The sequence below is a fragment of the Catenuloplanes japonicus genome, assembly GCF_000717135.1.
GTDB classification, from domain to species: Bacteria; Actinomycetota; Actinomycetes; order Mycobacteriales; family Micromonosporaceae; genus Catenuloplanes; species Catenuloplanes japonicus.
The window spans coordinates 69,823-94,900 of sequence record NZ_JNXY01000025.1; the positions used below are offsets into that span (position 1 = coordinate 69,823).

The following is a 25,078-nucleotide window of genomic DNA, read 5'->3' on the forward strand; positions in this document are numbered from 1 at the left end:
CCGCGAAGGTCACGGCCCTCGGCCGTTCAAGGGAAGACGATCAGGCGGAGACGAACGCGCCGCGGCGGCGCACCTCGGCCTCGGCGGCCAGCTCCGGCGCGCGGTCCAGCGCTGAGGTGAGGCCGCAGGCGGCCAGCCAGTTCGCCAGCATGGTGTGGCCGCCCTCGGTCAGCACCGACTCCGGGTGGAACTGCACGCCCTCGACCGCGAGCGTGCGGTGCCGCATGGCCATGACCACGCCGGACTCGGTCCGGCCGGTCACCTCGATCTCGTCCGGCAGCGTCTCCGGCACGACCGCGAGCGAGTGGTACCGCGTCGCGGTGAACGGCTCCGGCAGCCCGGCCAGCACGCCCGCACCGTTGTGCGTGACCAGCGAGGTCTTGCCGTGCAGCAGCTCCGGCGCGTGCGTGACGGTGGCACCGAACGCGGCACCGATCGCCTGGTGGCCGAGGCAGACACCGAAGAGCGGGATCTTCCCGGCGTAGGCCCGGATCACGTCCATGGTGATCCCGGCGCGCTCGGGCGTGCCCGGACCGGGGGAGAGCAGGATCCCGGCCGCGCCGAACCCGCCGGCCTCGTCCACGGAGATCTCGTCGTTGCGCCGGACCTCGCACTCGGCGCCCAGCTGGCCCAGGTACTGCACCAGGTTGAAGACGAACGAGTCGTAATTGTCGATCACGAGAATGCGCATCGTCAGCTCGCCGTCGGCTCGGGGTTGTTGGACTGGGTGTCGTACGGGATGGCGTGCTCGTCGGTGGGTGCGGGCGTGCCGTCCCCACCGAGCGGGTCGTTCTGCGTCGAGGTGCCGTAGTCGTCGCCGACCTGCACCTCGTCGGAGAACACGATCGGCTCGACCCACGGGAAGACCGCGAACCAGAGCACCGCGACCAGCACGCCGGTGATCAGCAGTGACCCGGCTATCTTGCCGGAGGTGCCGTACGGCAGCTTGCGCCAGATCCATGCGTACATGCGGTTACTCCAGCACCGAGGGCTTCGGGCCGTCGGGGGTCCGCGGCATCTGCTCGGTCAGCTCGGCGTGGATGATCAGCCGCTGGTAGTTGTCCAGCTTGGGGTGACAGGTCGTCAGCGTGAGCATGTGCTTGGTCGGCACGGCCCCCGGATAATTCGGCACCGGCGCGACCACCTCGACCTGCGTCGGCTTGACCACATGTTCCTGGGTGACCTGGTAGATGTACCAGGTGTCCCGGGTCTCGACCACGATCGGATCGCCCTCGTTCAGCTGGTCGAGCGCCCAGAACGTGGCGACGTTGCGGTGGCCCGCGACCGAGAAGTTGCCGACCTCGCCGGGCATCGCGCTGTTCGGGTAGTGGCCGGGGGCGTACCGGATGTCGTCCGGCGTGACGCCCTGGTTGACCACCCAGTTCTTCTCCAGTCGCGGGATCCAGAGCCGGCCGATCGGGCCACCGGGCGGCGCGCCGGCCGTGGGGCCGACACCGCTGGGCGTCGGGCCGACCGTGGGCGCGTTGTCCCAGGCCTGGTTGAGCTGCTCGTTCAGATCGTCCTGGTGCGCGTCGACGACCGCGCCGGCGCCCCACACCTCGTAGGCCGCGAACAGCAGCACGATCAGGCCGAAGGTGATCATGACTTCGCCGGCGCCGCGGACGCCCACCATGATCCGGGAGAAGATCGTGGGCCGGGTCAGCTCGGAGTAGACGCTCTTGTAGCCCTCATCGGTCCGCTGCGCGCGCAGCTGGACCACCTTGGCACCTCGGGGGATCTTCGGCGGTTCCGCCGGGGCCTCGTCCTCCGGATCCGGCTTGCGTCGCCGCCCGCCCGGCCCGGGGCTGAGTATCGTCCCCATCATCGACGTGGCCTCGGCGGCGGGATGCGTCGTCTGGTAGGCGGGACGTGCCGCGACCGGTGGCAGCAGGCTCGTGGCACCGTCCACGCCGGGCGCGGCCGCACGCGGGGCGGTCGGGGGCGTCACGGACGGCGTACCCGTACCGTGTGCCGGGCTTGAAGGGCTTTGAAGACCTTCAGGGCTTTTGGGGTACGGCGAGGGCCTGCGCCCATACGTCGTCGGCGGGTTCGGCGCGCTGCCGCCGTAGACGCGCGGCACTGTCGCGGTGCCGTCCACGGCCGCGCTCCCGGCGGGCCGCACCGCCGGCGGCGGGGGCGGAGGCGGCTCTTCGGACGCGGGCGTATACGTGCTGGCCGCATATGTTGCGGGCTGTGCACGACGCCGGGGAGGGGTGTCGCCGTTCATCGGGGTCACTCAGGGACCGTCGCCGTGCGCAGGGCGGTGGATCCGTCATACGCCGGCACGGTGGTGTTCCCTTCCACGGTCTCTCGGTAACCGAGTCCATAGTCGGCCACCGCCTGGCGGAAGGCCTGGACCCCGGACGAGGCGGCGAGGGACTGCCGCATCGGCTCCGGGTCACCGATCGCAATTATCTCGAAGGGCGGGGAGTAGACCCGCCCATGAAGAAGCAGCGTGTTTCCGACACAGCGTACCGCGCTGGTCGAGATGACCCGTACTCCCATAATCGACATCGCCTCGGCCCCGCCGGACCACAGACCGTTGACCACCGCCTGCACGTCGCCCTGGTGGACGACCAGGTCATCGTTGGTGGCGCCGTTCGTCGAGTCGGTGCGCGGTGCGTCGTCCAGCACCACGCGGATGCCCGGCCCGCCCAGCGCGGTGAACCCGGCCTGCTGCTGATATTTGTCCGCGCGCGTGTTCTGCTCCTGGACCGAGCTGTCCGAGGAGCCCTGGGCGAGCGTCTTGGCCCGGATCTCGTCGCGCAGCGCCGCGGCCTGCTCCTGCACGCTCTCCACCCGGTCGCGCTCGTCCTCGATCAGCTGGGTGAGTTGGGGGCGGCGGTCCTCGCGCAGCGCGGTGCCGGCCGCCGTGGTGGCGCTGGTGGTGAACAGCAGGCCCGCGGCCAGCGCGATCACGGGTGTGCCGATCGACCAGACAGTGGGTTTACGGCCGCGCTTGCCGGGCCGCAGGGCCCCGGTGGCGCGCCCGAGCACCTGCCGCCACGACCGGACGTCGTCGGTGTACTCCACGCGTGTTCCGTCCTCCCCGTCCTGCGACGGCCGACCTGTCACAGTTTCTTTGCGGCCCGTCGATGCTTTAGCGCGCCGCCTTGACTACGCTAACGAACGAACAGTATTTCGCCACGGACCACCGCCGCTGCCAACCGGTCGCCTGGTCAGCGGGCGACCCGGCGCCACGATGGCAACCACCAGGAGATGCAGTGCCTAAGTCACAGGTCCGCAAGAAGAAGGTCTACACCCCGCCCGCCGACATCCGGCCGGCGACGACCGGTGCGGCGGCTGGCAAGCCCAGCCCGGTGTGGGTGCCGGCGCTCGCCTGTGCGCTGCTCATCGCAGGCATCGCCTGGCTGGTGCTCTACTACCTGTCCAGCCAGCAGTACCCGGTCATGTCCTGGGGCTACTGGAACCTGGGCGTCGGCTTCGGCTCGATGGTCGCTTCCCTCATCGTCTTCACGCGGTGGCGGTGAGGACGCTCGCCTAGGCGAGGTCGGATCGGAGTCGCGGGCGTCGTTTCTGCTCCGGGGGCCGAGCCCCCGGACACCCCACGTTTCGGTGGTGGTGCTCGCGGCCCGGTTGCGGTTCGTGCCGTTTGAGTCCTTGCTTGGCGGCGGGAGCCGCGCGTGGTGGATCACACTGCGCGTCGCGGCTCCCGCCTGCTTGCGTACGACCTAGGGTGATCCCGTCGGCTGCGAGATGCTTCACGTTACGGCGCGCCTTGTGTTACTCATGAGTAACCACGCGCGTAGGCTCGTGTCGCCGCCGTAACATCGCCGCAGTCCCGGGAGGCCTTCGCATGGGCAGCGTCCAGATCGTGACGACGATCGTCGCCTTCGCCATCACGGCGGTCGCCGTCGTGCTGGCGGTGCGCGCGGTCCGCCGGATCGTCCAGGTGATCAGGCTCGGGCAACCCGCGCCCGACCGGCTGGCCGACCCGCTGTCGCGCACCGTGGTCATGCTGCGGGAGACCGCGCTGCACACCCGGATGTTCAAGTGGAGCCTGATCGGCGCCGCGCACTGGTTCGTGATGGTCGGCTTCATCGTGCTGTCGCTGCTGGTGCTGGAGGCGTACTTCGAGGTCGTCACGCCCACCGGTGAGCTGCCGATCATCGGCCATTGGGTGGTCTTCGGCCTCGCGACCGAGTGGATCGCGATCTTCGGCATCGCCGGCATCGTCTACCTGATGGCGGTGCGCCTGGCGAACCGGCCGAGCCGGCCCGGCGGCCGCTCCCGCTTCACCGGCTCCACGATGTGGCAGGGCTACTTCGTCGAGTGGATCGTGCTGCTGGTCCTGATCTTCGGGTTCCTGATCCGCGGCTTCAAGGTCGCCACCGGCCACTTCGCCTACCCGCTCTGGGCCGCGCCGCTCAGCCACGCGGTCGGCGCCGTGCTCCCGGACTGGGAGGCGGGCGCCAGCGTCGCGGCCATGGTCAAGATCATGATCTCGATGACCTGGCTCATCGTGATCTCGCTGAACGTCACCATGGGCGTCGCCTGGCACCGGTTCCTGGCGTTCTTCAACATCTACTTCAAGCGCGAGCCCGCGAAGCCGGCCGGCTCCGGCCTCGGTGCGCTCCGGCCGATGATGAGCGAGGGCAAGCCGCTCGACTTCGAGGAGGCGGACCCGGAGAAGGACCAGTTCGGCGTCAACCAGGTCGAGCAGTTCACCTGGAAGGGCCTGCTGGACTTCTCCACCTGCACCGAGTGCGGCCGCTGCCAGTCGCAGTGCCCGGCGTGGAACACCGGCAAGCCGCTCTCCCCGAAGCTCATGATCCTGAGCCTGCGGGACCACGCCTACGCGAAGGCGCCCTACCTGCTGGCCGGCGGCGGCAAGGATCTGATGGGCGAGGAGAAGGCCACCGAGGCCCAGCTCGCGCACATGGACGTGCTGGCCGTGGCCGAGGGCAAGCGCCCGCTGATCGGCGACGAGGCCGAGATGGGCGTCATCGACCCGGACGTGCTCTGGTCCTGCACCACCTGCGGCGCCTGCGTCGAGCAGTGCCCGGTCGACATCGAGCACGTGGACCACATCGTCGACATGCGCCGCTACCAGGTGCTGATCGAGTCGAACTTCCCCTCCGAGGCCGGCGTCATGCTGCGCAACCTGGAGAACAAGGGCAACCCCTGGGGCTCCCCGCAGAACACCCGCGAGGACTGGACCAAGGGCCTGGACTTCGAGATCAAGCGGGCCGGCGGCGACGAGGACTTCGAGTACCTGTTCTGGGTCGGCTGCGCCGGCGCGTTCGAGGACAAGGCGAAGAAGACCACGCGCGCGGTCGCGACGCTGCTCAACGAGGCCGGCGTCGACTTCGCGATCCTCGGCGAGGGCGAGACCTGCACCGGCGACCCGGCCCGCCGGATCGGCAACGAGTTCATCTACCAGATGCTCGCCCAGCAGAACGTGGAGACGCTCAAGGAGGCGAACGTCAAGAAGATCGTCGCCACCTGCCCGCACTGCTTTAACACGCTCGGCAACGAGTACCAGGATCTCGGCCTGGAGGTCGAGGTCGTGCACCACACCGAGCTGCTCAGCCACCTGGTCGCGACCGGGAAACTGACGCCGGTCAACCAGATCGACGGCGGCGTCACGTACCACGACCCGTGCTACCTCGGCCGGCACAACCGGGTCTTCACGCCGCCGCGCGAGGTGCTCGGCTCCGCGGTCAAGGACGGGCTGACCGAGATGCCGCGCAACATGGAGCGGTCCTTCTGCTGCGGCGCCGGCGGCGCGCGCATGTGGATGGAGGAGAAGATCGGCAAGCGCATCAACATCGAGCGCACCGAGGAGGCGCTGGCCACGAACGCGCAGACGATCGCGGTCGGCTGCCCGTTCTGCTTCACGATGCTCGGCGACGGTGTGAACGCGAAGGGCAAGCACGAGGAAGTCGAGGTCGTGGACGTGGCGACGGTGCTGCTCCGGTCGATCAAGGCGGGCAACGTACCCTCTGCGTAAGATTTTGAGCTTTTGATGCTTTACCGCGGCACCCGAGGCAGACAAGGATCTACCTCAGGTGCCGCGGTCGTCTGCGGACCACGGCGTCGTCCGGCAGACTAAGGCCGAGGTGAATCGATCATCGACGGGCTCCTACTCACCACACTGCTGCCGCTGGTCGCATTCGCCCTGCTCACAGCCGGAAACGCGTTCTTCGTGGCGGCCGAGTTCGGGCTGATCACGGTGGATCGCGTCGAGATCGACCGGCGGGCCGACGGCGGGGACCGCAGCGCCCGGGGCGTACGCGCGGCGCTTCATGAACTGTCTTTCCAGCTCTCCGGTGCGCAGCTCGGCATCACGATCACGGCGCTGCTCACCGGATATCTGGCCGAGCCGGCGCTGGCCAGCCTGATCGACCCGGTGCTGCGCCCGCTGCTCGGCGTCCGGGCCGAGGCGGTCGCGCCGCTGCTCGCGCTCGTGATCGCGACCCTGTTCTCCATGCTCTTCGGCGAGCTGCTGCCGAAGAACGCGGCGCTGGCCCGCCCGATGCGTGCCGCCCTGGTCACGGCCGGTCCGATGCGCGTGTTCTCGGTGATGTTCGGCTGGCTGATCCGCGCGCTCAACAACGCCGCGAACTGGGTGGTACGCCGCTTCGGCATCGAGCCGCAGGAGGAGCTGGCCAGCGCACGCTCCGCGGACGAGCTGGGCCTGCTCGCCACCATCTCCGCCCAGGCCGGCGAGGTGTCGGTGGAGACCGCCACGCTGCTGCGTCGCACGATCCGGTTCGCGGACAAGCGCGCGGCCGAGGCGATGACACCGCGGGTGGACGTGGTGGCGCTGCGGTCCACGTCCACGGTCGCGGAGCTGATCACGCTGGCCCGGGAGACCGGTCGCACCCGCTTCCCGGTCTACGAACTGACGCTGGACCAGATCACCGGCGTGGTCGGCGTGCCGGACGCGCTCGGCGTGCCGCTGCACCGCCGTGCCACCACCACGGTCGCGACGGTCGCGCGCGAGCCGGTGCTGGTCCCGGAGAGCCTGAACCTGGACGGCGTGCTCGCGGCGCTGCGGGCCGGCAACGCGGACCTGGCCATCGTGGTCGACGAGTACGGCGGCACGGACGGCGTGGTGACCGTGGAGGACCTGGTCGAGGAGCTGGTCGGCGAGATCGCGGACGAGCACGACGTCGCCGAGCTGCATCCGGACGAGCTGACCGCGCCCGGCGACGAGCGCACCAGCCTGGTCGACGGTGTGCTGCGCGAGGACGAGCTGCTGGAACAGACCGGCTTCCGATTACCGGAGGGGCCGTACGAGACGCTCGGCGGTTACCTGATGGCCAGGCTCGGCCACATCCCGGCACCGGGGGAGACGGTCGAGGACGACGGCTGGGAGTTCACCGTGATCGAGGTCGAGCGGCACCGGATCGAGCAGGTCAGGATCGTGGCGCCCGATGCTTGAGATCGGCCTCACCGTGCTCCTGTTGCTGGGTAACGCGTTCTTCGTCGGCGGCGAGTTCGCACTGATCGCGTCGCGGCCGACCGTGCTCGAGCCGATGGCCGAGACGTCCGCGCAGGCCAGGCTCGCGCTGGCCGCGATGAACCAGATCCCGCTGATGATCGCCGGCGCCCAGCTCGGCGTCACGATCTGCTCGCTCGGCCTGGGCGCGATCGCGGAACCGGCCATCGCGCACTTCCTGGAGGCGCCGTTCCACGCCGTGCACGTGCCGGAGCCGGCCGTCCACCCGATCGCGTTCACGATCGCGCTCGGCCTGGTCGTCGGCCTGCACACCGTGCTCGGCGAGATGGTGCCGAAGAACATCACGCTGGCCGGCCCGGAACCGGCCGCGCTCTGGCTCGGCCCGGCCATGCTGGCGTTCTGCACCGCCACGAAGCCGCTGCTGCTGGCCATGAAGTGGGCGTCCCGGCAGATCCTGCGGATCTGGGGGATCGAGTCCGCGGACGCGGTGAAGACCGTGTTCACCGCAGAGGAGCTGGCCGGGCTGGCCAGCCAGGCGCAGGCGGAGGGGCTGCTCGGCAGCGAGGAGCACGCACGGATCACCGGCGCGCTCGCGATGAGCCGGCAGACCGCGGCCGACGCGCTGCGCGAGTGGCTGACCGTGGTGACGGTCTCCGAGGACGTGTCGCCGGCGTCGCTGGAGGTGCTCTCCACGCGGACCGGGCGGTCGCGCTTCCCGGTCGTGCAGCGGTCGACGCGGCGGGTGCTGGGATTCATCCACGTCAAGGACATCCTGGGGTACGAGGGGGCCGCGCGCCGCCTGCCCGTGCCGCCGGAGGTCGTGCGTCCGCTGGCGGTGGTGCCGCCGGACCGTACCCTCGCGGATCTGCTCATCGGTATGCGCCGCGAGCGCCGGCACATGGTTCTGGTCAGCGACGGACGTGCGCCGCTCGGCATTCTCACTTTGGACGATGTGCTTACTGCGGTGGTTGGTGGCGATTTAGCGTAACGATTTGTGAGTGCTTGAATGCGGTACGAATTGGTAATCGCCATTGGGTTGATAACGGACGCGTAAACGTCCTAAGGTGAGTCCTCGTCCCACGCCGGTACTATGACCCGGGTCCGGCAGACCTCTCACCCCCCTCGGAGGCGAGCCCCGGTGACGCCCAGGCTCTCGTTGCGTCCCCGTCGTTTTGCGACTCGTGTTTTCCTCTCCGCCGGCGCGGCTGTGCTCTTCAGCCTCACGCTCCTGTCCGCTCCCGCTCATGCTGAGCCCACCCTCGCGCAGATCGAGGCTCAGATGGCGGAGAAGTGGGAGGAGCTGGAGCCGATGGTCGAGGAGTACAACAAGGTCCACGGCGAACTGAAGGCCAACCAGAAGAAGCGCACTGAGCTGGAAGCCAAGATGCAGCCGCTCAACGACCAGATGAAGGTCGCGGTCGACAAGGTCGGCGTGATGGCCAACCGGTCGTACCGCGCCGGTCCCGCTTCCGGCATCAACTCCATCCTGCGCACCAGCTCCCCCACCGCGCTCACCGACCAGCTCGTCTACCTGGACCGGCTGGCCGAGATCGAGCGCGCGGACATCGACGCGGTGACCGTGGCGCGCAGCGAGATGGACAAGCAGAAGGCCGACCTCGACAAGGTCGTCGCCGACGGAGAGAAGCGCGACAAGGAGCTCTCCGACAAGAAGACGCAGGTCGAGAAGGAGCTCGACGAGCTCGAGAAGATGCAGACGGAGGCGTACGGCTCGGTTGCCAACGTCCCCAGCAGCGGCGGCGGCTCCTGCTCGGCGTCCGGTGCGACCGGTGCGGCCGCCACGGCCGTGGCCACCGCGTGCGCGCAGATCGGTAAGCCGTACGTGTACGGTGCCGCCGGCCCCGGCTCGTTCGACTGCTCCGGCCTGGTCGCCTACGCCTGGGGTGCCGCCGGTGTCGGCCTCCCGCACAGCACCACCGCGCAGTGGAACATGGGCACCGCCGTCAGCGCCGCCCAGGCGCGGGCCGGTGACGTGGTCTTCTTCTACAGCGGCCTGAGCCACGACGGCATCTACCTGGGCGGCGGCAAGATGGTGCACGCGCCGCAGCCGGGCATGTCGGTCGAGGTGCTGAGCATCAGCGTGCTGCCGGTCGTCGGTTTCCGCCGATTCGGCTGACGATTCGCTTTTCCTGGCGGGAGCCCTCACCGGATGGCCGGTGGGGGCTCCCGCTTTTGCATGATTTCCATGGATGCGCTCGGTGGGTCCCCCGGTAGCACACCGACCGCTCCCCACAATGGTGGAATGTCCGAATCATGCGTTATTTGGGTGAAATTGGCGGGCCGGGTCGCTGTCGTTCTCACGCTGTTGACCGGCACGATCGCGGTCTCCTCCTCGCGGGCGTCCGCGCCCGCCCCGACGGTTCCGGTCGCCTCGGTGTCCCGCGCCGTCTCGGTGCGTTTCACCTTCGACGCCGGCGCCGGTAAGCCGGTCGTGGACGCCTCCGGCCGGTACCTGCTGCGTGCCCGGTCCGCGGTCGGTGGCGTGCTCGGCTTCTCCCGGCACGGTGCCGGCTGGGCCGCGGTCTTCCCGGCCCGCTGCGCCGCGCTGCCGCAGAACTGCCCCCGCACGATCCTGGAGGGCGGTGATCCCGCCGTGCTCAACCCCGGCGTCCGGCGGCTCCAGTACGGCGCCGCGGTGCTGATGCGGCCCACCGACACCGCGGACGGCGCGAACGTGGTGCAGAAGGGCTTCTCCGTCGGCGGCGGCACGCAGTACAAGCTTCAGGTCGACGGCATCGCCGGCCGGCCCAGCTGTGTCGTGGCGAGCCCGACGCACATCTACCGGGTGGTAGCCCCGTTGCGGGTCGCGGACGGCCGCTGGCATGCCCTGGGGTGCGTGCGGGCCGGCAGTGCGCTGTCGATCTCCGTGGACGGCGTGCGGCGCGGCTCTACGAAGCTGCCGGCCACGCTGTCCATCGTGAATGCGGAACCGCTGCGAATCGGCGGCAAGAGCGTGACCGTGAACAACGATCAATATGCTGGTCTCGTCGATGACGTATACGTGACCATCAATTAACTGACAGTTTCCTAACGTTCTGCGACCGTCTTTTTACGTACCGATTTATGAGGTTGATCCGCTTGCGGTGCCCGTTTTGCCTCTCTAGCCTTGGAGTTCGCCGGGCTCGATGAAGGACGATCACCCCCGATCGCCGCGAGCCTGACACCGCCGAATCGTCGACCTCGACGAACCGGGGACCCAGGAAGCACTGGGGTGAATCCGTCGGGCTGTTTCCCGACGGTAGGGCGATACCCTGTGGTGAGCGCTACTGCACCGGCCTCACCCGCCCGAACCCGTCAGCTAACCCGGTAGGCGGTCAGGGACACAAGGGAGCTTTGACTTCGGTGGCAGGTATTGCTGCGCTCCGAAATCGGTCCGTCATCGTCGGTGCGATTTCCGCCCTGGCCACCGTGATGGTGGTCATGCTCGGTGGAACCGCCGCCCATGCCGAACCGTCCGTGGCCGATGTGGAAAAGCAGATCGATGAGGCTTGGCACGATCTTGAGCCGACCATCGAGAAGCACAACTCGACCCGGCAGGAGCTGGACAAGAAGAAGAAGCAGGCCGAGGCGCTCAGTGTGAAGATCGCGCCGCTCAGGACGCAGGTCGACGCGGTCATGGGCCGGGTCGGCGCGATCGCGGCCGAGGAGTACAAGACCGGCCCCGCGAGCGAGCTCGGGTCCATCCTGATGACCGGCTCGCCCACCACGCTGACCAACCAGCTCGAGATCCTCGACCACTTCGCCCGCGTCCAGAGCCGGGACATCGCCGAGGTCGTCGCGCTGAAGGATCAGCTGGAGGCCGAGAAGGCCCCGCTCGACGCGCTCGTCATCGACCTCACCAAGCAGGAGGCCGAGCTCGCGGCGAAGACCAAGGAGATCAACACCAAGGTCGACGATCTGCAGAAGCTCCGCATCCAGGTGTACGGCAACGGTGGCGGCGGCGCGCTGGCCCCGGCCCCTTGCCCGTACGAGTACCCGGGCGGCAAGCGCAGCACCGTGGTCAAGTTCGCGTGCGCGCAGATCGGCAAGCCGTACGTGTGGGCCGCCGCCGGTCCGGACGCCTTCGACTGCTCCGGGCTGATGCTCGCGGCGTGGAACAAGGTGGGCATCTCGTACCCGCACAACGCGGCCGCGCAGCGCGGGATGATGAAGTCGGTGAGCCGGGCTGACCTGCAGGCAGGCGACTTCGTCTTCTACCACTCCGACCTCAGCCACGTCGGCATGTACGTGGGGAACGGGTGGGTGGTCCATGCTCCCAACCCGGCGGAACCGGTGCGGATGATGAAGATCGACGCGATGCAGATCCACAGCTTCGGTAGTCCGCTGTAGCGGAAAGGCCGCCCCTGCTCTTGCGGGGGCGGCCTCTTTTCATGCCGTCGTCGGCCAGGTGCGCCAGTTACGCCACGATCGGCTCGGCGTCGGGCCGCGCTGGCCCTGGTACCGCGAGCCGTAGACCTCGGAGCCGTACGGGTGCTCCGCCGGCGACGACAGCCGGAAGATGCACAGCTGCCCGATCTTCATGCCCGGCCAGAGCATGATCGGCAGGTTCGCCACGTTCGACAACTCCAGCGTCACGTGGCCGCTGAACCCCGGGTCGATGAACCCGGCCGTCGAGTGCGTCAGCAGGCCCAGCCGGCCCAGGCTGCTCTTGCCCTCCAGGCGTCCCGCCAGCTGATCCCCGAGCGAGATCACCTCCAACGTGGAGGCCAGCACGAACTCTCCCGGGTGAAGCACGAACGGCTGCCCCGCCGGCACGTCCACCTCGGAGGTCAGCTCGTCCTGCTGCACCGACGGGTCGATGTGCGTATACAGATGGTTGTTGAAGACGCGAAAGAGCCGGTCAAGCCGCACGTCGATGCTGGACGGCTGGACCAGCGCGGCCTCGAACGGATCGAGGGCCAGCGTGCCGGCCTTGATCTCGGCAACGAGGTCCCGGTCGGAGAGAAGCATCCGGACACCCTACCTTTCGCCGTTTCGCCCTTTTGCGCGGCGGTTTTACCTGGCCGTTCGAACGTGTGTTCGATAGGATTGCCGCATGGCTACCTGGACCGCATTCGCCTCCCAGCAACCCGGCTTGGCCGCCGCCATCCGCGCGCTCATGCAGCAGTACGGTCCCGGCCTCGGCTACCTCGCCACCGTCCGCTCCGACGGCGGCCCCCGAGTCCACCCCGTCTCCCCGGTCATCACGTCCGAGGGCCTCTTCTGCTTCATCGTCGACTCCCCGAAACGCCGCGACCTCGACCTCGACGGCCGCTACGCGCTGCACAGCTTCCCGCCCGAAGACAGCGACGACGAGGCCTACCTCGCCGGCTACGCCCACCCGGTCACCGACATCGCCCGCATCCACCGCCTCGCCGGCGACCTCCGCGCCGAGCCCCACGTCGACTGGCGCCTCTACGAATTCACCGTCGACGTCGCCATGCTCGCCCGCCACGGCCGCGGCGGCGCCACCCCCCTCGCCGCCAACGCCAACGCCCGCCCCGCCGTCCAGGTCTGGCGCGACCACGCCCCCAGCGTCGAAATTGTCATCGGCCCCGCCGCCTGACTCAGCGCTTTCACAGGCATGGCGCTCGCGCCAGGATCGGACAACCAGGTACAGTAAGTCGGCACCTCGCGGGTGTAGTTCAATGGCAGAACATCAGCTTCCCAAGCTGACAGTGCGGGTTCGATTCCCGTCACCCGCTCGAAGTCAGAAGGCCCCTGTCCGCAGAGAGCGCGGACAGGGGCCTTCTCGCATTATCCCTGGGGGCCGAGCCCCCAGACCCCGCGGTCTGGTGGTCGCGTTGGGTGGGCGGGCGCGGGTTGCTTCAGATCAAAACCATTTTGGGGGTACGGGGCCGGCGGTCGGCGGTTTCAGGCTTCGACGCTGGGAGGGCGGGGCGGGTGCAGTCGGACTAGGTGGTCAGCTAAGCGCGGGGGTGATGTGATGTCTGCTGAGGCTGTGCACTTCAACATGCATGAAGCGAAGACTCACCTGTCGCGGATCATCGAGCGGGTGGAGAACGGCGAAGAGATCATCATTGACCGGGCCGGCACGCCTGTGGCGAAGGTGATCCTCCTGGTGCGCCGGGTCAACCGCACCGCCATCGGGTCGCTGGCCGGGCAGGTCGACCTCTCGAGTGACTGGGACTCGCCGGAGACGAACGCGGCGATCGCCGATGGCTTCGGGGTCGGTGGATGAGCCTTCTCCTGGACACCCACGTGGCGCTCTGGGCCATCACCGGCGACGCGACCCTCGGTGAGGACATCCTCGATCGTCTACGCCACGACCCGGACGTCTACCTGTCGCCGGTCAGCCTGTGGGAGATCCCATCAAGCAGACCGCCGGCAAACTCGCCGGGCCGGTCGACCTGGCCGAGCAGATCCGCGATGCCGGCTTCCGCGAGTTGCCTGTCACCTTCGCGCATGCGATCGCGGCCCGTCGGCTCCCGCTGCATCACCGTGATCCGTTCGACCGGATGCTCATCGCTCAAGCCGCCGTCGAAGGGTTCACCCTCACCTCCCGCGATGCGACGATGAGCCTGTACGACGTGGATCTCCTGAAGGTCTGACCCGTACGGCCATCGGCGGGCCACGGGCCAGGCTGGGCGCTGGGTCAGAATCGGGGGATGTATCCGGTGATCCTTGCGGGTGGTGTCGTTACTCTCCGGGAGTTCCGATCTGGTGATGCGGCTGACGTGCACGCCATCATCGGAGATGACCGTGTGACTCGGTTTCTGTCCTTCGACAGCCGCACGATGCAGCAGGCCGTTGAGATGATCGGCGGCGTGATCGACCGCGCACGGTGCGAGGTCCGGAACGAGTACTACCTTGCGGCCACGCTTGCCGACGACAGGCTGATCGGCTTTGCCCGGCTCGCCCTCGGCGGTGTCGAGGCCGCGAAGCTCGGGTATGCGATCCATGCCGACCACTGGGGCAACGGCTATGCGTCCGAGGCGGCTCGTTCACTGGTGAACTTCGGGTTCGCCGAGCTGGGCCTTCATCGGATCACCGCGGCCATCGGGCCGGACAGTCTCGCGTCGGTGGCTGTTGCGGGCAAGGTCGGGATGGAGTACGAAGGCCGCCTGCGTGATCATGTCTTCACGAATGGTGGGTGGCGTGACTCGCTGCTGTATTCGATCATCAATCCTCGCCAGGCCACGGCACTCTGACGTCAGTCCAGGTGGATGTGAGGGTCCAGGCCCTTGCCGGTGATGATGGTGGTGGCGATGTGGGCGGCGGCGCGGCGGAACAGCCAGCGGCGAGGGGCTCGCAGGTCGGTCAGGGACGGGCGGGCGGCGGTGCGTAAGCGTATGGCGTTGGCGCGGATCGAGGGGCCGAACGTCTGGAAGTCGCCGTAGAGGGCGTGGGTCTCGGGGGCGCCCAGGTAGGAGAAGGGCGATGAGCCCAGCATGGGTACGAAAGGCGTGCCGATGCGGCGGAGGTTGCGGTAGGCGGGGGCGTCGATCATGGCGACGACGTGGGTGATGTGGTCGCGGGTGAAGGCACGGTAGAGGGTGCGGTAGAGCAGCGTGCTGACCAGGGCGGAGCGCGCGCCGCGATAGCCGGGCAGGACGGCCAGGGTGGCGACGTCGATGGCGCGGCGGCCGTCGGTCATGTGGTGGTGTGCGCGGATGGAAGCGACGGTGCCGCCGATGTGGGCGGGGGCGTCGTTGAGGGACTTGAGGCCGGCGGGAGACTCGTCGATCAGACGGATGACGCCGGCGGGGTGCTGCCGGGCCCGGTCGAGCACGACGATGAAGCGGCTCGCGGGCTCGTAGGGGCCGTACTCGGTCTCCATGGTGGCGGCGTCGTTGCCGAACGTCTCCGCGAAGACCGACCGTTCCACGGTGCGGGCCGCGGCGGCGAGCGGCGACGACGGGCCGACCAGCGTCGAGATGAAGCGCATGCGGGTCAGAACTCCTTCGCCACGATCGATGCGGGAGAGGTGACGGCGAAGAAGGCGGCGGTGAACGCGATGACGGCGGCCGGGTCGAAGGGCTTGCAGGTGTAGATGTCGACGCTGAAGAAGAGCAGTGGGTCGTCCCAGGCGTAGAAGTGGGCGCCGGAGGTCTCCCAGTGGATCCAGCCGGCCCAGCCGTACCGTGTGGATCGGTGTGTGACCGGCGGGATGAGCGGGACCATGCCGGTGACCTGGGACAGCTCGTGCAGGTACGTCCGGATGTGGACCTCGGAGACGGGGAAGGACGGGTAACCCTCGACGACGAGCCGCTGGCGGGTGATGCCGGGGGCGAGGTCTCTGAATTCGGACACGGTTGCTCGATTCGCGTGGATCTATAAGGATGATCAAAATGATCGTCCACAGTAGGCCCGGCGCGCAGCCGCTCTTCCAGATGACCCAACGAATGAGATAAGGCGCAAAAAGCCTAAAGCTGTTCGGCCCTCAGGAGGCTGCGGACACGCAGTGCGGTCGCGACCTCGGTCGTGCATTCGGCCACGATCGCGGCCGTGCCGATCGTGACGGCGCCGCAGGCCGCGATGATCTCGCCGAGCGCGCGGGACTGGCCGCCCGTGGTGATCCAGTCGTCGACGATCAGCGCGCGGTCGCCGGGGCGCAGCTGACGGCTGCGGACGCCGAGCGACAGCTGCCGGCCCTTGTGGTCGGAGGCCACGTTCGCCCAGGTCATCGGCTCAGCGACAGGGGAGTGGCCTCCCTTGTACGCCTCGACGAACCCCACCTCGAAGGCCACCGCGACCAGCGGTCCCACGATGAAGCCGGTGACCTCCGGCGCCACCACCACGGTCGGGGCCTCGTCGTGGAACAGAGCGGCCAGCGCCGGGCCAAGCGCGCGGACGATCGTGGGCGAGCGCCACCAGCCGGAGAGGTCACTGACCAGGTGCGGGAAGTCCCGGCCCGGGTCGTTCCAGCGAAATGCGCCAATCAATTCGGTGGTAAGGTCCGACGACACCAGATCATCTTGCTCCCGCGTCACAACGGTGCAACCCACCGCCTCCCCGAAACGCACCCCACAAGGGCGACTCGATCGGGCGACAGCCGGGCGACCCCTCCACCCCGCCGTCCGGTCAGATCGACATCAGACTAGGGGGCAAGTTGGTGCAGTCCCGTCGGTCGATCAGGCATGCTGGTCCCGGACCAATGCACAGTCTCCTCACGGGCCGTCGCCCGCTCAGCCCCGGATCCCGCGCCGGCATCGGCGCGGCCGTCGCGCTGCTCGCACTCGTGTCCGTGATCGAGATGGCCGACGGCACCGACGCCAGCTACGTGGGGCTGGTCGCGGCCGCGCCGTTCCTGGCCGCCGCGTTCGCCTCCTGGCGGGTGGTGCTGGCCGTGGGCGCGCTGGCCACCGTGGTCGGCGCCGCGTTCGTGCTCTTCGACCCCTCGTTCCCGGCCGCGGTCAATGTGGCCGGTGTGGGGCTGTCCACCGGCATCGCGGCCGGCGTCGCGACGATCCGCGATCGCCAGGCCCGCCGCATCGACGAGCTGTTCAAGCTGGCACAGGTCGCGCAGCAGGCGGTGCTGCGCCCGATCGGCCCGCACGTCGGCACGCTCGCGGTGGCCGGTCGTTACATCTCCGCGACCGCGGCCGCGGACATCGGCGGCGACCTCTACGAGGCGCTGGACACCCCTTACGGGGTACGGATGATCATCGGTGACGTGCGTGGCAAGGGGCTGGACGCGGTCCGGCTCGCCAGCATCGTGCTCGGGTCGTACCGGCATGTCGCGTTCGAGCGTGGTGACCTGCGCACCGTCCTCGCGGACCTGGACCGGGCCGTGGCCCGCAGCGTCGGTGACGAGGACTTCGTGACCGCGGTGCTGGTCGAGGAGCGCGGCGGCACGCTGACCATCGTCAACTGTGGGCACCCGTCCCCGCTGCTGCTGCGCCGGGGCAAGGTGATCACGCTTGATCCGCCCGCTCCCGTACCCCCGCTGGGTTTTCGGCCGGAGGCCCAGCCGCGAGTGGAACGGCTGGAGCCCGGCGACCGGCTACTTCTCTTCACCGACGGCCTCGGCGAGGCGCGCCGGGAAGGTGAGTTCTTCCCGACGGCCGAGCGTGCCTGGCAGTTGGTCGGGCACGGCACTGTCGGTGACGGACTGGCCTCGTTGGAGTCCGCGCTGCAGGAGTGGGTGCACGGACGGCTGGACGATGACATCGCGCTGGTGCTGATGGAGTACACCGGCCCCCGGCCCGTGGCGAACGCGGCCATGCCGAGCTGGGAAGTCGGCGCCGCCGGCTCGTAACGCTACGCCGCGGGCGCTACGTCGCTGGCGCGGGTCTCGGGGACGGCACCGGTAGCGATCCGGGGATGATCGGCGCGGTGATCGGCGGCAGTATCGTCGTCTGCGCCTCGTCCGAGTCGTCCTCCGGTGCGCGATGACGCCCGACGTAGCCCTCTTCCGGTTCCTGACGTATCTGACGCAGAGCGCCCCGGATGTTGCTGAGCAGCATGGACGTCCTCCCACACGGTGGCCCGGCCAAGCGCCGAGCGGCGTTTGTACCGTGCAAACGAGATGGACTCGGCCCAGGATGCGGTCCGTTCGGCGCGGCGGCTTGACCTCACGGCCGACATCACCCAAAAAACGCGGCAAAAAGGGTGAATCGGGGCTGTCGGCTTGCCGATCGTGCCGCGCGTGTGGTCGCGGTCACTTCGCCGGCGGCCTTGTCGGTACTTACTCGTCGGTAATACAGTTGCCATTACTGACCGGTAACGAGCGTGAAGCGGGGGCTGGCGCCCATGAGCCACTACAAGAGCAACCTGCGGGACCTCGAGTTCAATCTGTTCGAGGTGTTCGGGGCGGACCGCTCGTTCGGCGTCGCTCCCTATGGCGAGTTCGACGTCGACACGGTCCGTGACATCCTCGCCGAGATGCGGCGGCTGGCCGAGGAGGATCTCGGCGCCAGCTACACCGACGCCGACCGGAACCCGCCGGTGTTCGACCCGGTGACGCACACCGCCCCGCTGCCCGAGTCGTTCAAGAAGTCCTACGAGGCCTGGATGGGCTCGGAGTTCTGGCGGCTGGACCTGCCCGAGGCGCTCGGCGGCACGCCCGCGCCGCGCGCGGTCTGGTGGGCGATCGCGGAGATGGTGCTCGGGTCGAACGCGCCGCTCTGGATGTACTCGTCCGGTCCCTCCTTCGCGCACATAGCGCACGTCGAGGGCACGCCGCAGCAGAAGAAGTGGTCCGAGCTCTTCATCGAGAAGCAGTGGGGCTCGACCATGGTGCTGACCGAGCCGGATGCCGGCTCCGACGTCGGCGCCGGCCGTGCCCGCGCGATCCCGCAGCCGGACGGCTCGTGGCACATCGAGGGCGTCAAGCGCTTCATCACGTCCGGTGAGCACGACCTGACCGACAACATCATCCACTACGTGCTGGCGCGCCCGGTCGGCGTCGACGGCGCGGGCGGTCCGGGCACCAAGGGCCTGTCGCTGTTCATCGTGCCGAAGTTCCACTTCGACGAGGAGACCGGCGAGCTCGGCGAGCGCAACGGCGTCTACGCCACCAACATCGAGCACAAGATGGGCCTGAAGGTCTCCAACACCTGCGAGCTGACGTTCGGCGAGCACGGCACGCCGGCCAAGGGGTGGCTGCTGGGCGAGGTGCACGAGGGCATCCGGCAGATGTTCCTGATCATCGAGTACGCCCGGATGATGGTCGGCACGAAGGCGATCGCCACGCTGTCCAGCGGCTACCTCAACGCGCTGGACTACGCGAAGAGCCGCAAGCAGGGCGCGGACCTGCTCCGTCAGTCGGACAAGACCGCGCCGCGCGTCGAGATCATCAAGCATCCGGACGTGCGCCGTTCTCTCATGCTGCAGAAGTCGTACGCGGAGGGCCTGCGCGCGCTCGTCCTCTACACCGCCACCTGGCAGGACAAGGTCGCGAAGGCCGAGGCCGCCGGCGACGTGGAGAAGGCCGCGGTCGGCCGGAAGGTCAACGACCTGCTGCTCCCGCTGATCAAGGGCGTCGGCTCGGAGCGCGCCTACGAGCTGCTCGGCCACGAGTCGCTGCAGACGTTCGGCGGCTCCGGCTTCCTCCAGGACTACCCGCTCGAGCAGTACGTCCGCGACTCGAAGATCGACACGCTCTACGAGGGCACCACCGCGATCCAGGGCCTCGACCTGATCTTCCGCAAGATCGTGCGGGACAACGGCCAGGCGCTGATGCGGGTGGCCGGCGAGATCCAGGCCTTCATCGAGTCCGAGGGCGGCAACGGCCGGCTCAAGGAGGAGCGCGCCCAGCTCGGCCGCGCGCTCGGCGAGCTGCAACAGATGCTCGGCACGATCACCGGCTGGCTCGGCGCCGCGCAGGGCGGCAAGGCGGACGAGCTCTACAAGGTCGGCCTGCACTCCCGCCGCGTGCTGCTCGCCCTCGGCGACGTGGTGGTGGGCTGGCTGCTGCAGAAGCAGGCCGAGATCGCGCTGGCCGCGCTGGGCGGCGAGGTCTCCGCGACGGACAAGGCGTTCTACGAGGGCAAGGTCGCGGCCGCGCGGTTCTTCGCCCACGAGGTGCTGCCGCGGCTCGGCGCGGACCGCCGGGTGGTGCAGGGCGCGACGCTCGACCTGATGGAGGTCGAGGAGGACCAGTTCTAAAGAGCTTTCCAAAGATCAGCGGGGGTACGGCGTACCCCCGCTGATCTTTTTTCGTAGCCCACTGCGAGCCTTCTTATGCCGATATAGCCTGAGATCTCCGGCACGGGGGAGTGCACATGGGCATCGGCGGAGGAATCTTCCTCATCACGATCGGCGCCATCCTGGCCTTCGCGGTCCACGCGGAGCCGGCGTGGCTGGACCTCACCGTGGTCGGCTGGGTCCTCATGCTGGCCGGCGCATCCGCGCTGCTGATCACCATCTGGTACTGGAACGATCGCCGGAGCCGCGCGCGTGGCCTGCCGATGGACGTGGTCGACGAGACCAGGTACGCCCATCCGGCCGCACCCCTCGGCGCGGACTCCGAGATCGAGATCCGGCACCCACCGGCGCCACCGGGCTGACGCTCAGCCCCGTGCGGTGTGCGAGTCGGCCAGCGCCGCACCGCTCGTGCCCAGCGCCGCCCAGTCGCCGTCGAAACGGTGCACGGCCAGGCCACTGGTGCGCAGGCCGTCCGAGTCGCCGGAGCCGTCCGGGTCGAGCATCGCGGACAGCAGCGACACATCCGGGTTGTGGCCCACCAGCAGCACGGTCGTGGCCTCCGCCGGCACGGTCTTGAGCAGCGAGAGCAGCGCGTGGTGGCCCTCGGCGTAGAGGCCCTGCTCGTACCGGACCGTCGGCGACCCCGCCTCGGTGGCCGCCTCCGCCATCGCCACCGCCACGCCGTGCCAGGTCTGCCGGGTGCGCCGCGCGGGTGAACAGAGGACCAGCTCCGGCTGGAGGTTGTTATGGGCGATCCAGGCTCCGGCGGCGGCCGCATCCGCATGCCCGCGCTCGGTCAGCGGGCGTTCGAGGTCACCGACGCCGTCCGGGCGGTCGGCTTTGGCGTGGCGGAGCAGGACCAGGGTTCGTGACGTCACGCGATACAGCTTGCCTGATTGATGAACCGCACGGGTGGGTAAGCCATCACTCAAGCTCGGCAATGCGCCGGCCACCTCGGGTCGGCCGTCAGCCAAGGAGGGCCAGGCATGGGTTTCGGAGGAAGCATCTTCCTCATCGCGCTCGGTGCGATCTTTGCGTTCGCGGTCGAGTTCGACCTGGGGTGGATCGACATCAACGTGGTCGGCTGGGTGCTCATCCTTGCCGGCCTGGTGGGTCTCGTCACGACCATCTGGTTCTGGCAGAGCCGCCGCCGTCCGGTCACGCCGGCCGAGGGTCAGGTCATCGCGCCGCCGCACCCGGCCGCCGCACCCCCGCACACGCACGTCGCTCCCCCGGTCGCCGTGCCGGCGGAAGACCGCGTCGTGGAGGAGCAGTACCGCGTCCGTCGTCAGCAGCCGCTGTAACGAGAACACCGTAAGGAACAGGGCCCGCGATGATGCGGGCCCTTTCCTTGTGCGGTGACCGGTTCAGGCGTACAGCGCGAAGTAGATCGCGATGTGGTGGCAGATGGCGGCGACGAGCGTGCAGGCGTGGAAGAACTCGTGGTGGCCGAAGACCTTGGGCCACGGGTTCGGCCGGCGCAGCGCGTAGAAGACCGCGCCCACGCTATACATCACACCGCCCACGATCAGCAGCACCAGCGCGGCCACGCCGCCCTTGTGCAGCAGGTCGGGCAGGACCGCGACCGCGGCCCAGCCGAGCGCGATGTAGAGCGGCGCACCGGCCCAGCGCGGCAGGTGCGGCCAGACGAGCTTCAGCGCCACGCCGAGTATCGCGCCGGTCCAGACGACGCCCAGCAGGATCTCCGACTTCGGAGACGGCAGGAGCAGCGTGCAGAACGGCGTGTACGTACCGGCGATGAACACGAAGATCATCGAGTGGTCCATCCGGCGCATGATCTGGTAGCCGCGAGGGCTCCAGACCCGCCGGTGGTAGAGGGCGCTGGTGCCGAACAGGCCGCAGACGGTGAGGCTGTAAATCGCACAGCTGACCACCGGAATCCAGCCCGGCCGGGCCAGCGCGAGGGAACAGAGGACGATGCCGCAGACCAGCGCGACGAAGAACGCGTAGGCGTGCAACCATCCACGCAAGCGCGGCTTGCCGAGGTCCAGCGGCTTGAGGCGAGCAGGGGCTTCGGAGGTCACAGATCTAGGTTACGGCACCGTAAGTTACCTCGCAGTAGTGAAGCGCCTCACCGCGTTTGGAGTGTCGTGCGCGGGCGACTACCGTGCGGAACCATGGACCTCAATGCTGACCTCGGTGAGGGCTTCGGCGTCTGGAAACTCGGCGACGACGAAGCACTGCTGGACCTGGTGACCTCCGCGAACGTCGCGTGCGGCTTCCACGGCGGCGACCCGTCCATCATGCGGGCGGTCTGTGCCGCCGCCGCAGACCGTGGCGTGGCGATCGGCGCCCAGGTCGGCTACCGCGACCTGGCCGGCTTCGGCCGCCGCCGCATCGACTACCGCCACGACGACCTGCGCGACGAGATCATCTACCAGATCGCCGCGCTCGACGGTTTCGCCCGCATCGCCGGCGACCGCGTCCGCTACGTCAAGCCGCACGGCGCGCTCTACAACACCGCCGCCGTCGACGAACTCCAGGCCGGCGCCGTCGTGGACGCGATAACCGACTACGACGCCGGCCTCCCCGTCCTCTGCCAGCCCGGCTCCACGCTCGCCCGCCTGGCCGCCGACGCCGGCCTCCGCGTCGTCGGCGAGGGCTTCGCCGACCGGTCCTACCTCCCCGACGGCCGCCTCACCCCACGCACCCACCCCGACGCCGTCATCCACAACTCCGCCGCCGTCGCGGACCGCGTCGTCCAGATGGCCGTCGAACACACCGTCACCGCCGTCGACGGCACCGAGGTCCCCTGCCGCGTCGACTCCATCTGCCTTCACGGCGACACGGCCGGCGCCGTCGACCTGGCCCGCCGCGTCCGCGCCTCCCTGCTGGACGCCGACCTCTCCCTGGCTTCCTTCGCCTGACCCAGATCCACATTCCAGATCCAGATCCAGATTTCCCGCTTCCGGCGTGGTGGCGGTCCGCATGCTCCCGCGGGCAAACCTCCGGCGGGCCGAAGTCTCCGCTGGCGCTCCGCTTTGGCCCGCCGGTCGGAGCCGGTCCCGCCGTTGGTCACCCCACCCCGCGCGACCCGCATCTCGCCCCGTCCCCAGCCGCGCCATACGTTCCGGATCCCGTCACCCAGCCGCTCGCGCGCGTGGTGGCGACGCGCCGGACAGCGGATTCCGGCCGGGCCATGGCGGCGGGTGCCGGGGCTGCGCCGTCTTAGCTGTCCAGCCCGCGGAGGATGAGAGGAAGGCGGGACGGGGCGCCGGGGGTGATGCTGATGGGGACGCCCCAGTCCTGGCGGGTGAGGTGGCAGGCGGCGTGCTCGACGTCGACGTCGCAGGTGGCGGCCTGGGCGACGACCTGGAGGACTCCACCGGAAATATCCGGATTCAGGTGGAGGGTCCGGGAGAGCGTCGTGGTCGTGCCGGCGCCGTCCAGCAGCAGCTCGGGTGGGGAGGCGCTGACCACCAGGCGCGTTGACGGGCCGTAGGTCTCGTCGAGCTTCTGACCGGGCGCGGGCGTGAAGATGATGTCCAGCGTGGTCTCGCCGGGCGCGAGCGGCGTCGCCGGGCGCTCGGTGCGATGGCGGGTGCCGTCGGTGGAGACGCCGGCGGCGGCGAGTGCGCCGGGCGCGAGCCGGGTCAGCCGGTGGGCGGCGGACTCGACCACCAGGACGCTGCCGTCGTCCGTCAGGATCAGGTCGCTGGGCTCGGCCAGCCCGCGGTCGACGGTGGTGACCTCGTCGGAGTCGGGCGAGTAGCGGCGGACCGCGCCGTTGTACGTGTCCGCGACCAGGACCGAGCCGTCCGGAAGCGCGCAGACGCCGAGCGGGTGCTGGAACAGTGCCTGCGCGGCCGGCCCGTCCATGTGGCCGAAGTCGAAGAGGCCCTGGCCGACCGCGGTGTGCAGCTCGCCGTCGGCGATCCAGCGGAGCGCGGACGTCTCGCTGTCGGCGATCCACAGGCGGCTGCCGTCGGGCGAGGCGGACAGGCCGGACGGCTGGGCCATCCAGACGTCCGGGACCGGGCCGTCGCGCAGCGCCTCGACCGTGGTGCCGGCGTAGACGCCGGTGGTGCGCTTGATCGGGTCGAACCACCACAGCTGGTGGATGCCGGCCATCGCAACGATGATCTTGTCGTCGTACCAGGCGACGTCCCACGGGGAGGACAGGTCGACCGCGAGCGCGTCGTGCGCGTGCCCGTCCGGCGCGGACCGCCACTGACGGCCGGAGCCGGCGATCGTGGTGACCGTGCCGTCCGCGAGACGCACACCGCGGAGCAGGTGGTTGACCGTGTCCGCCACCACCACGTCGTAGCCGGCGATCTCCGCGGTGTGTGGCGGCAGCAGACAGAGGCCCTGCGGCTCGGAGAACGTCGGGGACTCGTCGGACCGGCCGCGCGCGCCCGTGCCGATCCGCCGGACCACGTCGCCGTCCAGCGTGATCTCGGCCAGCGAGTGCCGTGCGGAGTCGGAGACCAGCAGGTTTCCGTTCGGCAGCGGCACGGCCTTGCCGGGGAAGCGCAGCGCGGTCTCGGACTCGGCCGGCGGCACGTAGGGGCTGTCGCCGCGGCGCAGCGTGCCCTTCGCGTCGTGCACCGTGATCAGCTCGTCGACCAGCCGGGCCAGGCCCTCCGCGTGGCCCTCGCCGGCCATGGACGCGACGAGGTAACCCTCCGGGTCTACGACCGCGAGCGTCGGCCAGGCCTTCGCCGCGTACTGCTGCCACATCAGCAGGTCAGGATCATCAAGGACCGGATGGGGTACGCCGTAGCGCTCCACGGCCGCGGCCAGCGCATCCGCGTCGCGCTCGTGCTCGAACTTCGGCGAGTGCACGCCGATCGTGACGAGCACGTCGCCGTACTTCTCCTCCAGCGGCCGGAGCTCGTCCAGCACGTGCAGGCAGTTGATGCAACAGAACGTCCAGAAGTCGAGGACGACGATCTTCCCGCGGAGCCCGGCCAGCGTGAGGTCAGCGCCGCCGGTGTTCAGCCAGCCGCGCCCCCGGAGCTCGGGTGCGCGGACCCGGCCCTGCGGTGTGTTGCTCATCGTTCCTTCTTCTGTGCGGTG

General features: G+C 69.3%; 27 protein-coding genes, 1 tRNA gene, 1 pseudogene and 1 riboswitch. Of the genes and pseudogenes, 17 read left to right on the forward strand and 12 right to left on the reverse strand.

Going from position 1 to position 25,078, the window contains the following annotated elements:
* Window positions 1-40: 40 nt before the first annotated feature.
* The 4 genes from OP04_RS30845 to OP04_RS30860 form a co-directional block, all read right to left on the reverse strand.
* Window positions 41-691 (reverse strand): aminodeoxychorismate/anthranilate synthase component II, encoded by a 651-nt coding sequence (locus OP04_RS30845; protein ID WP_033343421.1) that lies wholly within the window; start codon window positions 689-691, stop codon window positions 41-43.
* A gap of 2 nt (window positions 692-693) precedes the next feature.
* On the reverse strand, window positions 694-969 hold the full coding sequence (locus tag OP04_RS30850; RefSeq protein WP_033343422.1) for a hypothetical protein: 276 nt from the start codon (window positions 967-969) through the stop codon (window positions 694-696).
* 4 nt (window positions 970-973) lie between these two features.
* Complete coding sequence (locus OP04_RS30855) at window positions 974-1,948, reverse strand: class E sortase (RefSeq protein WP_232323797.1); 975 nt, start codon at window positions 1,946-1,948, stop codon at window positions 974-976.
* Window positions 1,949-2,232: 284 nt separating this feature from the next.
* Window positions 2,233-3,033 carry a DUF881 domain-containing protein gene (locus OP04_RS30860; RefSeq protein ID WP_033343423.1) on the reverse strand — a complete coding sequence of 267 codons (801 nt, stop codon included), beginning with the start codon at window positions 3,031-3,033 and terminating at the stop codon, window positions 2,233-2,235.
* Window positions 3,034-3,224: 191 nt separating this feature from the next.
* Here OP04_RS30860 and OP04_RS30865 point away from each other — a divergent pair, with 191 nt between their 5' ends.
* The 7 genes from OP04_RS30865 (at window position 3,225) to OP04_RS30895 (ending at window position 11,776) form a co-directional block, all read left to right on the forward strand.
* A complete protein-coding gene (locus OP04_RS30865) occupies window positions 3,225-3,491 on the forward strand; it encodes a cell division protein CrgA (RefSeq protein ID WP_033343424.1) in 267 nt (88 codons plus the stop codon).
* Window positions 3,492-3,817: 326 nt separating this feature from the next.
* Window positions 3,818-5,974 (forward strand): (Fe-S)-binding protein, encoded by a 2,157-nt coding sequence (locus OP04_RS30870; RefSeq protein WP_033343425.1) that lies wholly within the window; start codon window positions 3,818-3,820, stop codon window positions 5,972-5,974.
* 147 nt (window positions 5,975-6,121) lie between these two features.
* Window positions 6,122-7,411: a hemolysin family protein gene (locus OP04_RS30875; protein ID WP_033343426.1), complete on the forward strand. Its 1,290-nt coding sequence runs from the start codon at window positions 6,122-6,124 to the stop codon at window positions 7,409-7,411.
* Entirely contained in the window at window positions 7,404-8,417 is a 1,014-nt protein-coding gene (locus tag OP04_RS30880) for a hemolysin family protein (protein WP_033343427.1), read from the forward strand. The genes OP04_RS30875 and OP04_RS30880 overlap by 8 nt, the downstream gene beginning before the upstream one ends.
* A 291-nt stretch (window positions 8,418-8,708) precedes the next feature.
* A complete protein-coding gene (locus OP04_RS30885) occupies window positions 8,709-9,563 on the forward strand; it encodes a C40 family peptidase (protein WP_051799377.1) in 855 nt (284 codons plus the stop codon).
* A gap of 150 nt (window positions 9,564-9,713) precedes the next feature.
* Entirely contained in the window at window positions 9,714-10,463 is a 750-nt protein-coding gene (locus tag OP04_RS30890) for a LamG-like jellyroll fold domain-containing protein (protein WP_033343429.1), read from the forward strand.
* Between the two features lie 138 nt (window positions 10,464-10,601).
* Window positions 10,602-10,775, forward strand: a riboswitch (cyclic di-AMP (ydaO/yuaA leader).
* 92 nt (window positions 10,776-10,867) lie between these two features.
* Window positions 10,868-11,776: a C40 family peptidase gene (locus OP04_RS30895; protein ID WP_198154044.1), complete on the forward strand. Its 909-nt coding sequence runs from the start codon at window positions 10,868-10,870 to the stop codon at window positions 11,774-11,776.
* Window positions 11,777-11,815: 39 nt separating this feature from the next.
* Here the strand turns inward: OP04_RS30895 and dcd are convergent, their stop codons facing one another.
* Window positions 11,816-12,397 carry a dCTP deaminase gene (dcd, locus tag OP04_RS30900; RefSeq protein ID WP_033343430.1) on the reverse strand — a complete coding sequence of 194 codons (582 nt, stop codon included), beginning with the start codon at window positions 12,395-12,397 and terminating at the stop codon, window positions 11,816-11,818.
* Window positions 12,398-12,482: 85 nt separating this feature from the next.
* On the opposite strand from dcd, the gene OP04_RS48645 reads away from it, so the two are divergent.
* From OP04_RS48645 to OP04_RS30930, 5 genes and pseudogenes are all read left to right on the forward strand, one after another.
* Entirely contained in the window at window positions 12,483-12,992 is a 510-nt protein-coding gene (locus OP04_RS48645) for a hypothetical protein (RefSeq protein ID WP_051799379.1), read from the forward strand.
* A gap of 68 nt (window positions 12,993-13,060) precedes the next feature.
* Window positions 13,061-13,131: transfer RNA gene (locus tag OP04_RS30910), tRNA-Gly, on the forward strand.
* 242 nt (window positions 13,132-13,373) lie between these two features.
* Window positions 13,374-13,628, forward strand: coding sequence for a type II toxin-antitoxin system Phd/YefM family antitoxin (locus tag OP04_RS30920; RefSeq protein ID WP_033343432.1), 255 nt, complete (start codon window positions 13,374-13,376; stop codon window positions 13,626-13,628).
* Window positions 13,625-13,998: pseudogene (locus OP04_RS48650) on the forward strand (type II toxin-antitoxin system VapC family toxin). Before OP04_RS30920 ends, OP04_RS48650 begins: the two are co-directional and overlap by 4 nt.
* A gap of 57 nt (window positions 13,999-14,055) precedes the next feature.
* On the forward strand, window positions 14,056-14,598 hold the full coding sequence (locus tag OP04_RS30930; protein ID WP_033343433.1) for a GNAT family N-acetyltransferase: 543 nt from the start codon (window positions 14,056-14,058) through the stop codon (window positions 14,596-14,598).
* Window positions 14,599-14,600: 2 nt separating this feature from the next.
* Here the strand turns inward: OP04_RS30930 and OP04_RS30935 are convergent, their stop codons facing one another.
* From OP04_RS30935 to OP04_RS30945, 3 genes are all read right to left on the reverse strand, one after another.
* Window positions 14,601-15,335 (reverse strand): hypothetical protein, encoded by a 735-nt coding sequence (locus OP04_RS30935; RefSeq protein ID WP_051799380.1) that lies wholly within the window; start codon window positions 15,333-15,335, stop codon window positions 14,601-14,603.
* A 5-nt stretch (window positions 15,336-15,340) separates the two neighbouring features.
* Window positions 15,341-15,700 (reverse strand): S-adenosylmethionine decarboxylase, encoded by a 360-nt coding sequence (locus tag OP04_RS30940; RefSeq protein WP_033343434.1) that lies wholly within the window; start codon window positions 15,698-15,700, stop codon window positions 15,341-15,343.
* A 113-nt stretch (window positions 15,701-15,813) separates the two neighbouring features.
* On the reverse strand, window positions 15,814-16,356 hold the full coding sequence (locus OP04_RS30945) for a phosphoribosyltransferase family protein (RefSeq protein ID WP_033343435.1): 543 nt from the start codon (window positions 16,354-16,356) through the stop codon (window positions 15,814-15,816).
* Window positions 16,357-16,544: 188 nt separating this feature from the next.
* Between OP04_RS30945 and OP04_RS30950 the strand changes: the two genes are divergently transcribed.
* A complete protein-coding gene (locus OP04_RS30950; protein ID WP_033343436.1) occupies window positions 16,545-17,648 on the forward strand; it encodes a PP2C family protein-serine/threonine phosphatase in 1,104 nt (367 codons plus the stop codon).
* 16 nt (window positions 17,649-17,664) lie between these two features.
* Here OP04_RS30950 and OP04_RS30955 read toward each other — a convergent pair whose 3' ends face one another.
* A complete protein-coding gene (locus OP04_RS30955; protein WP_033343437.1) occupies window positions 17,665-17,856 on the reverse strand; it encodes a hypothetical protein in 192 nt (63 codons plus the stop codon).
* Between the two features lie 286 nt (window positions 17,857-18,142).
* Between OP04_RS30955 and OP04_RS30960 the strand changes: the two genes are divergently transcribed.
* Together OP04_RS30960 and OP04_RS30965 are read left to right on the forward strand one after the other, a co-directional pair.
* Window positions 18,143-19,999, forward strand: coding sequence for an acyl-CoA dehydrogenase (locus OP04_RS30960; RefSeq protein WP_033343438.1), 1,857 nt, complete (start codon window positions 18,143-18,145; stop codon window positions 19,997-19,999).
* A 116-nt stretch (window positions 20,000-20,115) separates the two neighbouring features.
* A complete protein-coding gene (locus OP04_RS30965; RefSeq protein WP_051799381.1) occupies window positions 20,116-20,400 on the forward strand; it encodes a DUF6458 family protein in 285 nt (94 codons plus the stop codon).
* A gap of 3 nt (window positions 20,401-20,403) precedes the next feature.
* Here OP04_RS30965 and OP04_RS30970 read toward each other — a convergent pair whose 3' ends face one another.
* Window positions 20,404-20,916 (reverse strand): SixA phosphatase family protein, encoded by a 513-nt coding sequence (locus OP04_RS30970; protein WP_051799382.1) that lies wholly within the window; start codon window positions 20,914-20,916, stop codon window positions 20,404-20,406.
* Between the two features lie 108 nt (window positions 20,917-21,024).
* Here OP04_RS30970 and OP04_RS30975 point away from each other — a divergent pair, with 108 nt between their 5' ends.
* Window positions 21,025-21,342, forward strand: a complete 318-nt coding sequence (locus OP04_RS30975; RefSeq protein WP_033343439.1) for a DUF6458 family protein — start codon at window positions 21,025-21,027, stop codon at window positions 21,340-21,342.
* A gap of 63 nt (window positions 21,343-21,405) precedes the next feature.
* Here the strand turns inward: OP04_RS30975 and trhA are convergent, their stop codons facing one another.
* A complete protein-coding gene (gene trhA, locus OP04_RS30980) occupies window positions 21,406-22,083 on the reverse strand; it encodes a PAQR family membrane homeostasis protein TrhA (protein ID WP_033343440.1) in 678 nt (225 codons plus the stop codon).
* Window positions 22,084-22,176: 93 nt separating this feature from the next.
* On the opposite strand from trhA, the gene OP04_RS30985 reads away from it, so the two are divergent.
* The gene (locus tag OP04_RS30985) at window positions 22,177-22,926 is read left to right on the forward strand and encodes a LamB/YcsF family protein (protein ID WP_033343441.1); all 750 of its coding nucleotides are present in this window, start codon (window positions 22,177-22,179) and stop codon (window positions 22,924-22,926) included.
* Between the two features lie 301 nt (window positions 22,927-23,227).
* Here OP04_RS30985 and OP04_RS30990 read toward each other — a convergent pair whose 3' ends face one another.
* Window positions 23,228-25,057 (reverse strand): NHL domain-containing thioredoxin family protein, encoded by a 1,830-nt coding sequence (locus OP04_RS30990; RefSeq protein ID WP_033343442.1) that lies wholly within the window; start codon window positions 25,055-25,057, stop codon window positions 23,228-23,230.
* Window positions 25,058-25,078 lie beyond the last annotated feature (21 nt).

Bases quoted from the DNA above. Each gene is read 5' to 3' on its own strand.
- OP04_RS30845 (WP_033343421.1), bottom strand. From the start codon at position 691: ATGCGCATTCTCGTGATCGACAATTACGACTCGTTCGTCTTCAACCTG.
- OP04_RS30955 (WP_033343437.1), bottom strand. From the start codon at position 17,856: ATGCTGCTCAGCAACATCCGGGGCGCTCTGCGTCAGATACGTCAGGAA.
- OP04_RS30965 (WP_051799381.1), top strand. From the start codon at position 20,116: ATGGGCATCGGCGGAGGAATCTTCCTCATCACGATCGGCGCCATCCTG.
- OP04_RS30885 (WP_051799377.1), top strand. From the start codon at position 8,709: ATGGCGGAGAAGTGGGAGGAGCTGGAGCCGATGGTCGAGGAGTACAAC.
- OP04_RS30895 (WP_198154044.1), top strand. From the start codon at position 10,868: ATGCTCGGTGGAACCGCCGCCCATGCCGAACCGTCCGTGGCCGATGTG.
- OP04_RS30960 (WP_033343438.1), top strand. From the start codon at position 18,143: ATGAGCCACTACAAGAGCAACCTGCGGGACCTCGAGTTCAATCTGTTC.
- OP04_RS30990 (WP_033343442.1), bottom strand. From the start codon at position 25,057: ATGAGCAACACACCGCAGGGCCGGGTCCGCGCACCCGAGCTCCGGGGG.
- OP04_RS30880 (WP_033343427.1), top strand. From the start codon at position 7,404: ATGCTTGAGATCGGCCTCACCGTGCTCCTGTTGCTGGGTAACGCGTTC.
- OP04_RS30975 (WP_033343439.1), top strand. From the start codon at position 21,025: ATGGGTTTCGGAGGAAGCATCTTCCTCATCGCGCTCGGTGCGATCTTT.
- OP04_RS30920 (WP_033343432.1), top strand. From the start codon at position 13,374: ATGTCTGCTGAGGCTGTGCACTTCAACATGCATGAAGCGAAGACTCAC.
- OP04_RS30870 (WP_033343425.1), top strand. From the start codon at position 3,818: ATGGGCAGCGTCCAGATCGTGACGACGATCGTCGCCTTCGCCATCACG.
- OP04_RS30985 (WP_033343441.1), top strand. From the start codon at position 22,177: ATGGACCTCAATGCTGACCTCGGTGAGGGCTTCGGCGTCTGGAAACTC.
- OP04_RS30850 (WP_033343422.1), bottom strand. From the start codon at position 969: ATGTACGCATGGATCTGGCGCAAGCTGCCGTACGGCACCTCCGGCAAG.
- OP04_RS48645 (WP_051799379.1), top strand. From the start codon at position 12,483: ATGGCTACCTGGACCGCATTCGCCTCCCAGCAACCCGGCTTGGCCGCC.
- dcd (WP_033343430.1), bottom strand. From the start codon at position 12,397: ATGCTTCTCTCCGACCGGGACCTCGTTGCCGAGATCAAGGCCGGCACG.
- OP04_RS30950 (WP_033343436.1), top strand. From the start codon at position 16,545: ATGCACAGTCTCCTCACGGGCCGTCGCCCGCTCAGCCCCGGATCCCGC.
- OP04_RS30930 (WP_033343433.1), top strand. From the start codon at position 14,056: ATGTATCCGGTGATCCTTGCGGGTGGTGTCGTTACTCTCCGGGAGTTC.
- OP04_RS30935 (WP_051799380.1), bottom strand. From the start codon at position 15,335: ATGCGCTTCATCTCGACGCTGGTCGGCCCGTCGTCGCCGCTCGCCGCC.